The 13779-nt window shown below is 66.7% G+C and carries 10 protein-coding genes; 8 read left to right on the top strand and 2 right to left on the bottom strand.

Features of this window, described 5'->3' with window-relative positions; genetic code table 11:
- The first annotated feature begins 43 nt into the window (after positions 1-43).
- The 6 genes from CH273_RS08860 (at position 44) to CH273_RS08835 (ending at position 7175) form a co-directional block, all read left to right on the top strand.
- Positions 44-1222, top strand: coding sequence for an ROK family transcriptional regulator (locus CH273_RS08860; RefSeq protein WP_032394042.1), 1179 nt, complete (start codon positions 44-46; stop codon positions 1220-1222).
- A gap of 142 nt (positions 1223-1364) precedes the next feature.
- Complete coding sequence (locus tag CH273_RS08855; protein ID WP_032394215.1) at positions 1365-3638, top strand: carbon starvation CstA family protein; 2274 nt, start codon at positions 1365-1367, stop codon at positions 3636-3638.
- Complete coding sequence (locus tag CH273_RS08850; RefSeq protein ID WP_072692145.1) at positions 3639-3809, top strand: YbdD/YjiX family protein; 171 nt, start codon at positions 3639-3641, stop codon at positions 3807-3809.
- 57 nt (positions 3810-3866) lie between these two features.
- Positions 3867-5333, top strand: coding sequence for an AlkA N-terminal domain-containing protein (locus tag CH273_RS08845; RefSeq protein WP_032394041.1), 1467 nt, complete (start codon positions 3867-3869; stop codon positions 5331-5333).
- On the top strand, positions 5330-5827 hold the full coding sequence (locus tag CH273_RS08840) for a methylated-DNA--[protein]-cysteine S-methyltransferase (protein WP_032394040.1): 498 nt from the start codon (positions 5330-5332) through the stop codon (positions 5825-5827). The genes CH273_RS08845 and CH273_RS08840 overlap by 4 nt, the downstream gene beginning before the upstream one ends.
- A gap of 61 nt (positions 5828-5888) precedes the next feature.
- A complete protein-coding gene (locus CH273_RS08835) occupies positions 5889-7175 on the top strand; it encodes an AI-2E family transporter (protein ID WP_082322371.1) in 1287 nt (428 codons plus the stop codon).
- Here CH273_RS08835 and CH273_RS08830 read toward each other — a convergent pair.
- Positions 7157-10165, bottom strand: a complete 3009-nt coding sequence (locus CH273_RS08830) for an AAA family ATPase (RefSeq protein ID WP_032394039.1) — start codon at positions 10163-10165, stop codon at positions 7157-7159. The two genes, CH273_RS08835 and CH273_RS08830, sit on opposite strands and share 19 nt — an antisense overlap.
- Positions 10162-11352, bottom strand: coding sequence for an exonuclease SbcCD subunit D (locus CH273_RS08825; protein ID WP_032394038.1), 1191 nt, complete (start codon positions 11350-11352; stop codon positions 10162-10164). Before CH273_RS08825 ends, CH273_RS08830 begins: the two co-directional genes overlap by 4 nt.
- A gap of 123 nt (positions 11353-11475) precedes the next feature.
- Between CH273_RS08825 and CH273_RS08820 the strand changes: the two genes are divergently transcribed.
- Positions 11476-12642, top strand: a complete 1167-nt coding sequence (locus CH273_RS08820) for a DNA recombination protein RmuC (protein WP_032394037.1) — start codon at positions 11476-11478, stop codon at positions 12640-12642.
- Positions 12643-12662: 20 nt separating this feature from the next.
- A complete protein-coding gene (locus tag CH273_RS08815; RefSeq protein WP_052049265.1) occupies positions 12663-13778 on the top strand; it encodes a DUF6542 domain-containing protein in 1116 nt (371 codons plus the stop codon).
- The last annotated feature ends 1 nt before the right edge of the window (position 13779 follow it).

The following is a 13779-nucleotide window of genomic DNA, read 5'->3' as shown; positions in this document are numbered from 1 at the left end:
TGGGTTGTTGCCGTAGAAGTTGCCAGTTGGTTGAATGGCGTCTATGTCGATGCCGCGCCTGAGCGCTCCACCTGCGACGGCAGGCGAGGTTTTCGCTCTGGTCCGCGATGGAGAAGCTGATACCCGGGCCGAGCTCGGCCGGATCACCGGACTGTCACGGTCTGCCGTCGCGTCCCGCGTCGCCGCGCTCACCGGCCTCGGACTGGTCATCGAAACCGAGGACACGCACTCGACCGGCGGCAGGCCTCCGGCGAGACTGTCGTTCGACATCGACGCCGGAGTCGTGCTCGCCGCCGCTATCGGACGCAGCCGCTCCCAGCTGGGCGTCTTCACCCTCGGCGGCGAGTTGCTCGCGAGCGACACCGTTGACCAGGAGATCGGCGTCGGCCCGGACGAACTGATGCCGCAGATCACCAAGCGACTGCAGGCACTGCTCGACGAATCGCACCGAACCGGCCACCGCATCCTCGGGGTCGGGCTGTCCATCCCCGGCACCGCCGACACCGACCGAGGGTGCAGCCTGGACTCGCCGATCATGCACGGCTGGGACGGGGTGCCGCTGGCCCCGTTCTTCGCCGATACGTCGGCTCAGGTGTTTCTCGACAACGACGCCAACGCGATGGTCCTCGCCGAACGTCGCGACAACAGAGATCGCTTCCAGAACGCCCTGTTGGTCAAGGCCTCGACGGGCCTCGGCGCAGGGATCGTGGCGGGCGGCACCCTGCAACGCGGATCACTGGGGGCTGCAGGCGAATTCGGCCACACCAAGACCGCAGCTGCAGCAGGTGTCGCCTGCCGATGCGGCGACAGCGGCTGCCTCGAAGCCATCGCAGGCGGCTGGGCACTGGTGCGCGCACTCAACGAACAGGGCCGCGAAGTCGGCCACGTCCGCGGCGTCGTCGACCTCGCGGTGAGCGGCGACCCCGAGGCACGCAGACTCATCCGCGACAGCGGTCGCCACATCGGCGAAACTCTGGCCGGGGCCGTGAACCTGCTCAACCCCGAGGTACTCATCATCGGCGGCGACATGGCGAACGCCTACGACATCTTCGTCGCCGGGCTGCGTGAAACCGTCTACGGCAACGCCACCGCACTGGCCACCAAGGCCCTCACCATCCAGGCCACCACCCATGGCGACCTCTCCGGAGTCATCGGTAGCGCCGCGCTGGTGTTGGATCAGGTGCTCAGCGCCAGAGCCGTCGACGACGCCCTCGGCGGCTGATCGGCACGCGCCATCGGCACGGTTGCCGCTCGTCGCACTCCAGCGACCGCCGGGCGCACGGCGATGCGTCGATTCGAGGACGTGCGCCCGCGCCGGACATAGGGTGATCGCAGTCACACCTGCGAGCCTGGAGACCCCACACATGTCATTGAAAGCGGCCGACGAACCACACGTCGAATTGCTGAAGACAGATCCCGATCTGCCGCCCGTCGGCGTCGTCGAGTCACATCCGATGACCCCGATCAAGCGCCTCATGCTCGTCGCCATCGGCCTTCTCGGCGGTGTTGCGTGGACGATCATCGCGATCGTCCGCGGAGAGAATCCCAACGCCGTCTGGTTCGTCATCGCCGCGGTGTGTACCTACATCTTCGCCTTTCGCTTCTACGCCAGGCTGATCGAACGCAAGATCGTCTTCCCACGCGACGACCGCGCCACGCCAGCCGAGATTCTGGAAAACGGCAAGGACTACATGCCGACGGACCGTCGGGTGCTGTTCGGCCACCACTTCGCCGCGATCGCCGGAGCAGGCCCGCTCGTCGGACCCGTCCTCGCCGCTCAGATGGGCTACCTGCCCGGCACCATGTGGATCATCATCGGCGTCGTGTTCGCCGGTGCCGTACAGGATTTCCTCGTGCTGTGGATCTCGACGCGACGCCACGGCCGCAGCCTCGGCCAGATGGCCCGCGACGAACTCGGAGTCGTCGGCGGCACCGCCGCTCTGGTCGCGGTGTTCGTCATCATGATCATCCTCATCGCGGTGCTCGCACTCGTCGTCGTCAACGCACTCGCCGAGAGCCCGTGGGGCGTCTTCTCCATTGCGCTGACCATTCCGATCGCACTGTTCATGGGTGTCTACCTACGCTTCCTGCGGCCGGGCAACGTCACCGAGGTCTCGCTCATCGGCGTCGTCCTGTTGCTGCTCGCCATCGTGGCCGGCGGTTGGGTTGCCGAAACCGATTGGGGCACCGACTGGTTCACCCTCTCCAAGGTGACCGTCGCCTGGCTGCTGATCGGCTACGGTCTGCTCGCCTGCATCCTGCCGGTATGGCTGCTGCTCGCCCCGCGCGACTACCTGTCGACGTTCATGAAGGTCGGCACCATCGCCCTACTGGCCGTCGGCATCCTCATCGCGCGTCCCGAGATTCAGATGCCCGCGATGACCAGCTTCGCCACCGAGGGCAACGGGCCGGCATTCGCAGGGTCCCTGTTCCCGTTCCTGTTCATCACCATCGCCTGCGGCGCACTGTCCGGCTTCCACGCTCTGATCTCCTCCGGCACCACGCCGAAGCTGCTGGAGAAGGAAAAGCAGATGCGCATGATCGGCTACGGCGGCATGCTCACCGAGTCGTTCGTCGCCATCATGGCTCTGATCACGGCGTGCGTCCTCGATCAGCACATCTACTTCGCATTGAACGCACCGGCGACGTTGACCGGCGGCACTCCGGAGACTGCGGCAACATACGTCAACGGACTGGGGCTGAGCGGCGGAAACATCTCGCCGGCCGAATTGAGCCAGGCGGCAGCCGATGTGGGCGAGGAATCGATCATCTCCCGCACCGGCGGCGCACCGACACTCGCGTTCGGCATGTCCGAGGTACTGCACCAGGTGTTCGGCGGCGAATCGCTCAAGTCGTTCTGGTACCACTTCGCGATCATGTTCGAGGCACTGTTCATCCTCACCACGGTCGATGCCGGCACCCGCGTCGCACGCTTCATGCTCTCCGACAGCATCGGCAACCTGCCCGGCGCATCGGCCAAGAAGTTCAAGGATCCGTCGTGGCGTCCCGGTGCCTGGATCTGCTCGCTGATCGTTGTCGCAGCCTGGGGCGCAATCCTTCTCATGGGTGTCACCGATCCACTGGGCGGAATCAACACCCTGTTCCCGCTGTTCGGTATCGCGAACCAACTGCTGGCCGCCATCGCACTGACGGTGGTACTCGTCATCGTGGTCAAGCGTGGTCTCTACAAGTGGGCCTGGATCCCCGGAGTTCCACTCGCCTGGGACCTCATCGTCACCATGACGGCGTCGTACCAGAAGATCTTCTCCTCCATCCCGGCCATCGGCTACTGGACGCAGCACTCGCAGTTCCGCGACGCCAAGGCGCAGGGCCTGAGCGAGTTCGGTAGCGCCAAGACACCCGAGGCCATCGACGCCGTCATCCGCAACACCTTCATTCAGGGCACGCTGTCGATCATCTTCGCGGCACTCGTCCTGGTGGTCGTGTTCGCCGGAGTGTGGGTGTGCATCAAGGCCGTTCGGGGAGACAACCTGCCCGACAACGAGGAGCCCGAGGTGCCGTCGAAGATCTTCGGTCCCACCGGTTTCGTCCTCACCCCGGCCGAGAAGAAGATCCAGGCCGAATGGGACGAGCTGATCGACGCGGGCACCGTCCGTCGCCCCGGATCGGCGCACTAGATGCGCGGGCTGTGGTGGTGGATCACCTCGGTGATGGGCGACCACGATTACGACCGATACGTCGCCCATCTGGCCCGCCACCACCCCGGTCAGGAACCGCCGACCGTGCGGCAGTACTGGAAGGATCGGCATGCGGAGGCGGACCGAAACCCGGGGGCACGCTGCTGCTGACACGGTGATGTCCGATTTCCGCTAGCACCGACGCGTCCACGCTGACACAGTAGGTGCATGAGCAGCGAACGGCAGGTGCAAGAACTGGACTTCGATCGGTGTTATCGCGCGGTCTCCTCGCGTGACGCACGGTTCGACGGCCAGTTCTTCACCGCCGTCTCCACCACCGGCATCTACTGCCGACCCTCCTGCCCGGCCCGCACACCCAAGCCCGGCAACGTCTCGTTCATGGCCACCGCAGCGGCGGCGCAACAATCCGGCTACCGAGCCTGCCGCCGCTGCCAGCCCGACGCCACCCCCGGTTCCCCACGCTGGAACATCCACTCGGACCTCAGTTCTCGTGCCATGCGACTGATCTCCGACGGAGCCGTCGAACGTGGTGGCGTCGACGGCCTCGCCAGCACCCTCGGTTACTCGACCCGTCAGTTGACCCGCGTGCTGACGGCCGAAGTCGGTGCTGGACCGCTGGCATTGGCCCGCGCGCACCGCGCACACACCGCCCGCACCCTGATTCAGACCACCGACATGTCGATGGCCGACGTCGCCTTCGCGGCCGGCTTCTCCAGCGTTCGGCAATTCAACGACACCATCAAAGAAGTCTTCGCCGTCGATCCGTCGACACTGCGCAGAGAAGCACACCGCACGGCCGTTGCGACCGCGGGTGGAACGGTCACCCTGCGCTTGCCGTACCGCCCACCGCTGGATCGCGGCTGGATCGAGTGGTTCCTGCGGGGCCACGTGGTCGAGGGCATCGAATCCTTCTCCGAGGACGGCGAATACGTGCGATCGCTGCGCCTGCCGCATGCCGCCGGGCTCGTGGCGTTGCGGGTGATGGACGGATTCGTCAGCGCCGCAGTGACATTGCAGGACATGCGCGATCTTGCCCCCGCCGTCGCTCGGATTCGCCACCTGCTCGATCTCGACGCCGATCCACTCGCCGTCGACGACGCCCTGCGCACGGATCCGCAGCTGGCACCGAGCGTCGACGCCCACCCGGGCATCCGCGCCCTCGGAGTGGTCGACGGCGCAGAGATGTTGCTGCGCACCGTGATCGGACAACAGATCTCGCTCAAGGCTGCGGCCACCCACACCGCCCGGCTCGTCGATGCTCTCGGTGCGCCACTCGATCTCGGCAACGGAACCGTCACCAGGTTGTTTCCCGAGCCAGCCGTCATCGCCGAACGGGGCCACGAAGTTCTCACCGGACCTGCCGCCCGGGTCCAGACCGTCATCCGCGTCGCCGACGCCATCGCGGCGGGAACCGTCGTGCTGCATCCCGCGCGAGAAGGGCCCGAACTGGAGCGAGAGCTGCTCGCGCTCAAAGGAATCGGACCCTGGACCGCCCGGTACGTCGTGATGCGGCTACTCGGCGATCCCGATGTTCTGCTCGATACCGATCTCGTCGTCCGCCAAGGTGCTCAGGCACTCGACATCTCGTTGAACAACTCTGCCCGCTGGGCTCCGTGGCGTTCGTACGTCTCGATGCACCTGTGGATCACCGCACTGGAAAGAAGACAGCCATGACTGCCACCGCCGCCACCCAGGACACTCCGATCGGGCCGTTCAGCACCATCGTCGACGACGATCAGCGCGTCCTCGCCTCCGGGTGGACCGCCGATGTCGAAGAGCTCCGCGTCCTGATCCACCCGACGATGCGACCCGACACCGTGCGCAGGGTGGCCGATCTCGGTGACGTGACGCGCGCCGTGGAGAACTATCACCGCGGTGAGCTGACCGTCATCGACTCCGTTGCCGTCGCGCAACGATCAGGCGAATTTCTCATGCACGCCTGGGGAGTACTGCGCACCGTCGGGCCCGGCGCACCGGTAACCTACTCCGAGTTCGCCGAACTGTCCGGAAGACCGGCAGCGATTCGCGGTGCTGCGTCGGCGTGCGCGCGCAATGCCGCCGCGCTGTTCGTGCCGTGCCACCGGGTGGTTCGAATCGGCGGGGCGCTCGGCGGTTTCCGTTGGGGGCTGCCGGTGAAGAAGTGGTTGTTGGCACACGAGGCTGCCTGAGCACGTCTCGTCGACGGGTCGTCCGATGGCGGTGACATACAGGCCGAGTGCGCCGGACGTTATGGTTCTTCACGAACCGCCACCCGCCGAATGTGAGGACCCCACAGTGACCGAATCGGCAGTTCCCGGTAAGACGTCGAAGTCCGAGACGTCCGGCAATGATCGCGGTGACCTCATCGGGGTCGGCGGTGTGTGGTTGGCCAAATGGTCGCTGATCCTCATTTCCATCGCAGCCGGGGCGTGGGTGTTGGGCTGGCTGATCGGGCACCTCTGGGTGATTCTGCTGCCGGTCCTGCTCGCCGTGATCGTCGCGACGGTGCTGTGGCCGCCGGCCAAGCTGATGATGCGTCTGGGATTTCCTCCCGCTCTGGCCGCATCGGTGTCGCTCGTGGTGTTCTTCGTCGTCATCGGCGGCATCATCACTCTGATCGTTCCGTCGGTCGCCGAGCAGGCACCGGAGTTGGTCGACCAGGCATCGGGCGGTATCGCACAGGTTCAGGACTGGTTGAAGGGTCCGCCGCTGAACATCGGCGACGACCAGATCGACTCGGCCGTATCGGCCATCGTTGCGCGGCTGCAGGACAGCGGTGAGGTCATCGCCACCGGCGTGTTCACCGGCGTATCCGCTGCGGGCTCACTGTTGGTGACCCTGGCGCTGGTGTTGGTGCTGACGTTCTTCTTCGTCAAGGACGGGCCGAAGTTCCTGCCGTGGTTGCACGGATTCTCCGGTGGCCGCGCCGGACGCCATCTGGGCGAGGTGCTCTCACGGATGTGGGCGACCCTCGGCGGGTTCATCCGAACTCAGGCCATCGTCAGTTTCATCGACGCCTTCTTCATCGGTCTGGGACTGGTCATTCTCGGTGTTCCGCTGGCGCTGGTGCTGGCGACCCTGACGTTCATCGGTGGCTTCATCCCGATCGTCGGTGCGTTCGTGGCGGGCGCTCTCGCCGTTCTGGTGGCTCTGGTTGCGAACGGGCTGACCACTGCACTGATCGTGCTCGCCATCATCGTCGCGGTACAGCAGCTGGAAGGCAATGTGCTGCAACCGATCCTGCAGAGTCGCAGCATGAACCTGCACCCGGCGATAGTGCTGCTGGCCGTGACCGGCGGTAGCTCACTGTTCGGCATCATCGGCGCGTTCCTCGCCGTCCCGGCCGCCGCGGTGGCTGCCGTGCTGATCAGGTACCTGTCCGAGCAGATCGACGCCCGCTCGAACGAACCGGACCAGGACGAACTCGAGGACGAGATCCCGCCGCCCGAGGGGTTGACCGACGAGCAGGCCGGCCTGGACGACGAGGACGAGTCGAAGTCCGACAAACCTGCGTCAGGTCAGGACGCGACGACCTGAAGTGTCGATCCGGTGCGCTCCCGCTTGACGTAGAGGCGGCTGGGAATGCGTTGACGCATCTCATCGACATGGCTGACCACGCCGACGACGCGTCCGCCCGCACGTAGTTCGTCGAGAACCGACATCACCGATTCGAGGGTGTCGGCGTCGAGCGTGCCGAATCCTTCGTCGATGAACATCGTGTCGAGGACGACACCTCCGGATTCGGCGGCCACCACATCGGCGAGGCCCAAGGCGAGCGAGAGCGACGCGAGGAACGCCTCACCGCCCGACAGTGTCTTCGCCGAGCGCACGACGCCGGTGTAGTCGTCCCTGATGTCCAGTCCGAGACCGCCCCGTTTGCCACGGACGCCTGCCTCGTCGGAGTGCACGAATTCGTAACGCCCCGAAGACATTCGACGCAGCCTCGCGGATGCGGACTCGGCGACGTCCTCGAGTCGGGACGCGAGGACGTACGAGCGCAACGACATCTTGCGAGCATTCTGCCCCCGGCCTGCCACGACGTCCGCCAGGTTCGCCAGTTCGTCGAACTCGGCGCGTTGTGGCGCGATGGCCTGGGCGGCGGTGAACAGTTCGGTGATCAGTCGTTCCAGATCGTCTGCGCGCCTTCGGCATTCGGCCACTTCGGCAGCAGCGGCCCTGACCTTCTCGTCCAGCTCGGAACACGCATGTGCCAGCGGTTCCAGATCCACCGGCGGCCGGCCGGCCACGTCCACGATGGCGGGCTCGCGCAACACGTGCTCGGCATGTGCACGCGCCTCCTCGGCGGTGCGCAGTTCGGTCTCGATCTGCTCGACGCGGTCCGCGGCCAGCACTGCCCCGGCTGCCGCGTCGACGGACTCGAAGCTCGACGCCTGCACTCGCCGGTCCAGTTCGGCTGCCAGCTCATCGGCCCGCGCAGTGGCGTCGAGCCAGGCGATACGCGCCTCCTGAATTCGCCGGGCACCGTCGATCAAGGCTTCCCGCTCCGCGATTCGGTCCACCAGCGACGCACCCTCGTTCACTTCCTCGGCGACCGACGCTCGCATCTGCGTCAGCGATTCCTCGGTGGCCGAGATGCGTTCGTCGACGGCACTGCGCGAGGCGACGAGGTCGTGGAGCCTGACCGTCAGCGCGTCCGACTCGCTCCGCAGCCGATGCAGTTCCGCGGTTGCGGGTTCGACATCGGCCGCACGCACACGAGCGTCCTGCACTGCGGTGGTCGCGGCATCGAGAATCCGGGTCAGTTCCGCAGCGGACTCCCCTCCGGTGCGATCGTGCAGCAGGTCCACGCCGCGTTGCGCTTCTGCTACGACCGCGACCGCTTGTTCGAGCGCAGCAGCAGCCTTGCGTTCCGCGGCGGCGGCCTTGTCTTCCTGCGCCTTGGTCACCGTCGACGTCGACGCGGCAGCGGGATGCGGGTGCACCTCCGATCCGCACACGACGCACGGCTCCCCCGCCTCCAGACGAGCCGCCAGCTCGGCCGCCATCCCGTCGATGCGTCGCTCACGGAGATCGAGCAGGTGCGCCCAGGCCGTGTTGTGCGCTGCTCTGGCGCTGTCGCGGGCCCGCTCCGCCTCGGCCAGAGTCGCGCGTGTGCGCACCAGGTCGAGGGCGGACTCGGCCGCCGCGCGGGCACGATCGCATCGCTCCTCGAGACCCGGCAACTCTGCCTCCGCCGAGGATGCTCGTGCCAGCCGAGATTCGACCGCTCCGATCTTCTCGGGCATCGACGCCTGCGACTGCACGGTGCGTTCGATCGCCGCTGCGGTGGTGCGTTGCTGCGCACGACAGTCGGCGAGGGTGCCGTCGAGTCGGTCGGCTTCTCGGGCGAGACCGAGCAGCGACTGCAACCGCGCGACATCGGTGGTCCAGTCACGCACGAACTGTGCGACGATCGTGCGCTCGGCCGACGGATCCGCCGGTGCCGGTGGCCAGTGCAGTGCAGCGTGGAAGCGTCGGCCCTCCGCCGTCGACGGGAGGGCATGCTCCGCCGCCGCGAGTGCGGACGTTGCGGCGTCGGTCGCCAGTCGTGCGAGACGGAGGTCTGCAGCAGTGTCCGCGATCGGCCCGGCGGCCGCGGAATCGGCGAGCTCGATTCTGCGCGCTGCTCGCACCGTCTCGCCCTCCCGATACTGCACGAGTTGCCCCTCGGCGAGTGCGCGTCGACGCTGCAGATCTACAACGGCGGTGGCCTTCGTCAGCGCTGCCGACGCACGCCGAGCTGCCGCGTCGATCAGCACCGCTCGACCTTGCGCGAGGGTCCGATTCTGCCGGGCTTCGTCGAGGACGTCGGCCGCCCATTCGAGGGGGTCCGGCTGTTCGCCGTCCTCGCCGGCGGGCTCGGGCACACCCGATGCCTGCGACACTCGGCCGAGCATGATGTCGATGGCGTGGTGAGCGTCGGCGAGTTCGGCGGCGAGCTCCCGGCGGCGCTGCGCGAACCACTCCTCGACATCACCGAATCTGCCTGTGTCGAAGAGTCTTTCGAGCAGGTTCCCGCGTTCGTCGCTGTCGGCTCGGAGGAACCGCGCGAACTCACCCTGCGGCAGCAGCACCACCTGAAAGAACTGGTCGGCACTCATCCCGAGCAGCGCGTTGACGGCGTCACCGATCTCGCTGAGCCGGGTGAGGTTCTGCCCGCGGCCGTCGAGCCAGGTGAGACTGGCCTTGGCGTGTTGCTTGGTGGTACCCGTACTTCGCAGCTTGGGCCGCAGGAATTCCGGACTGCGCACAATTCTGATCCGCCGCCCACCGAGTGTCGCTTCCAACGTGACCTGTGGCACCGCACCCTTGGCCGCGTGATCGGACAGCAGCCGCTTGCCCTCGCGACGAGCTCCGGGCACCGTTCCGTACAGCGCGAACGCCACGGCGTCGAGAACCGTCGTCTTGCCGGCTCCGGTGTGACCGTGCAACAGAAACAGCCCGTCGGCCCCCAGCGCATCGAAGTCCACCGTCTCCGTGCCCGCGAAGGGGCCGAAGGCGGTGATCTCGAGTGAATGCAGCCTCATGCAGCACCGCGGTCGGCCGTGGTGGCCGACCCGCGGGTGGCCTCGGTCTCCCGTTGCACGGAGGCCAGAGCGCGGGACAGGAGCGCGGATTCCGCGGCCGTCGGCACGCTGCGCATGTCCGTCACGAAGGAGGTGGCGATGTCGAGATCGCTGCGGCCGCGCACACGGTCGCGGTAGCGAAGCTCGCCGGATGCCTCCGGCCGACGCCATTCCAGGTGGATCGCGTGCGGGAAACGCTGCTGCAGCAAGCGCATTGCGTCGACCGGTCGCACCTCGTCGGTGAGCACGGCGGAGACGTAGTGATCCTCGAACTCGCAATACGCTGTGTCCGTGGTCAATTCCTCGAGCGTTCCTTCGATGCGGGCGAGGCCGCGGACCACCGGCAGATCCATTCGCTCGACAGTGCCGAGCCCGTCGGCATCGAGATCGACGATCCATACCGCTTTGTGGTGCGACCGCTCGCCGAACGAATAGGGCAGCGGCGAACCGGAGTACCGCACCCGGTCGGTGAGGGTCTGGGGCGAATGCAGATGTCCGAGCGCCACGTAGTCGACCCCGTCGAACGCCGACGCAGGCGCGGTCTCGATACCGCCGGAGGAGATCGACCGCTCCGATCCGGTCGCTTCACCGCCGACGATGAAAGCGTGGGCGAGCACGACCGAGCGAACGCATTGCCCTGCCTCGCTTCTCGTCGCGAGGTCGCCGCGCACCCGATCCATCGCGGCACCGAGAACGTCGGCATGAGTACGCGCAGTGGGAACGTCGAGTTCGACGCGAGTGGTTTCGGGCTCGAGATACGGAATGCCGTAGAACGCAACGCACCCGTGCTCGTCGTCGATGACGACCGGGGTGGCGACATCGCCCACCCGCGTCATCAGATGCAGCCCTCCTGCCGACGCGAAGGCCGCGCCTGCGCCCAGTCGAGCGGGTGAATCGTGATTTCCCGACGTCGCGACGATCACGGCACCGGCCGCGCGGATGGCCTCCAGTCCGCGGTTGCAGACCAGGACGGCATCGGCACTGGGAACAGCGCGGTCGTAGATGTCGCCCGGCACCACCACCACATCGATCGATTGTGCCGCAACCAGTTCCGCGATGGACCTCAGCACAGCGCCCTGATCGGCCAACAGGTCGACACCGTGAAAGGTGCGACCGATGTGCCAGTCCGAGGTGTGCAGAATTCTCATGCGTTCGACGCTATCGGCAAGCACCGACAAACTATTCGAGGCTCGTCGGCCTGTCGGACGTGAGCTGCGGTCCACAGCCATCGAGAAGCGAAGTTGTCGGTACCGTCCTGCATCATCTGCCCCATGAACATTCTCACCGCGTTCGGACTGCTCGTCGCACTCGGTATCGGCGCGGTCGTCGGCTGGTTGTTGCACGCCTCGCGGATGGGCGATCGCGCCGTACGAGCCGAGGCCCAACTGGCCGCGCTGCGCGAGCACGAGGGCATGCTTCGGCAGTCACTGAGTGCGGTCAACGAGGACTCGGCTCGACGCAATTCGACCGTGATCGGCCAACAGGTCTCGCACCTGGTCGAGCCGTTGCACGACGCCGTCGATGCGCTCTCCGAGCACGTCCGGCAGGTCGAGCACAATCGCATCCGGGCGTACGCGGGACTGTCGGAGCAGGTCACCGGTATGCACCGCGCATCGATGCATCTGTCCACCCAGACCGGTCAGCTGGTCACCGCCCTGCGCGCACCGCAGATCCGGGGCCGGTGGGGCGAGATCCAGCTCGAGCGCGTCGTCGAGCTGGCAGGCATGCTCAAGCACTGCGATTTCGACACTCAGGTCAGCAAGGACGGCATCAGACCCGACATGATCGTTCGTCTCGCCGGCGGACGCCAGATCGTCGTCGACGCCAAGGTGCCGTTCGCGGCGTATCTCGACGCCGCCCAGGACGAGGATCCCGGCGCGCGGGAGAAGAATCTGCGACGCCACGCCAAGCAACTGCGAACCCACATCGACCAGTTGGCCGACAAGGCGTACTGGCAGGCGTTCGAGCCGACGCCGGAGTTCGTCGTGCTGTTCGTTCCCGGCGACCCGTTTCTCGACGCGGCCCTGACATCGGACACCGGTCTGCTCGAGTACGCCTTCGGCCGGAACGTGATCCTGGCCACCCCGACCACACTGGTCGCGTTGCTGCGCACCGTCGCCTACACGTGGAAGCAGGAGTCACTGGCCGAGGACGCAGCACGCATCCAGCAGTTGGGACGTGAGCTGTACACGCGGATCGGTGTCGTCTCGACGCACCTGGACAAGCTCGGTGCCCACCTCGGCAAGGCCGTCGAGTCCTTCAACTCCACCGTCGGGTCGGTCGACACCCGGGTGAGCGTGACGGCGAGAAAGCTGCACGAGCTCGAACTGTTCGACGCCGAGCCGGTGGACATCGCCCGAGTCGACGAGCGTCCCAAACTGTCCGATTCGTCCCGCTACCGGCACGACTTCGGTCATGTCAGCGATGCAGTCGGCTGAACAACGGCTAACCTCGGGGGGTGTCTACCTCCCAACGTGCCCGCTCCGGGGTACCGCTGGATCACCGATCCATCCTCGCGACCCTGCCCGGCGTTCCCGCATGGGGTGCCGTCGCGATCGCCGCGGGACTGACTTTTCTCGGATTTCTGATCGATGCCGCACGCGGTACCGAGCTGACCGGTGCGTTCGCGTTCATGTACATCCTCGGCTGCATCGCCGGCGTCCTTCTGGTCCGCTTCCGCGGACTGTTCACGGCGATGGTGCAAGCCCCACTGATCCTGTTCGTGGCCGTGCCGCTGTCGTACCAGTACTTCACCGACAACGCAGGCACCAGCCTCAAGGACATCATCCTCAACGTTGCCATTCCGCTGGTCAACCGGTTTCCGCTGATGCTGCTCGGCACCGTGGTCGCCGTCGGACTCGGAGTCCTGCGCATCGTGCTCAAACGCCAGAACACGCATGCCCCCACCCTTCGACGAAGCCAGAAGACCGAGGGCACTGTTCGACGCAGCCGCAAGCCCGGTGACGACAAGGCGACCAGAGCCCAGCGTCGGGCACAGGACGAGCGCCCGGAACGGTCCCGCAGGCGCGCAGCTGCAGCCGATCGCAGCACCGACTCCGCGGCCGAGGCCACCGACATCGTGCCCGGGCCGTACGTCGGTCGCAGAAACACCGATTCCCGCCCGCGGCCCGACACCGAACCTCGCTCGAGTTCGAGCCCACGACGATCGGCCGCGTCGGCACCACAGACTCGATACGCCGCCACCGACTCACCTTGGCAGGACTACAAGCCCGAATACCAGAAGCCCGAGTACCCGCGAACGCAGTATCCGCAGGGAGAGTCCCGTGAGGCACAGCGACCGCAACCGTCCGAGCCTCGTTTCTCGGCAGAGCCCCGGTATTCGACCGAACCTCGTCGCGAGCGCTCGGCCCGGGTTCACGCTCCTCGCGAGGTTGCCGATCCGTACAGCACCGGAGCCAGGCCCGTCGTGACTCCTCGGACGAACGCTTCCTCGGCACCCGGTTCGCCCGCAGAGGACGGCCAGGGCAATCACGCTCTACCCACCCCGCACCGGGACGACATTCCCCCGCATCCGGTGCCGCGGGTTCGCTACCGCGACCGCCACAGCGACTAGC

Origin of the sequence: Rhodococcus sp. 05-339-2 (genome assembly GCF_002258965.1) — a bacterium.
Classification (GTDB): Bacteria; Actinomycetota; Actinomycetes; order Mycobacteriales; family Mycobacteriaceae; genus Rhodococcoides.
Note: the sequence above shows the minus strand (reverse complement) of the source record. Positions and strands in the feature narration are given on the sequence as shown.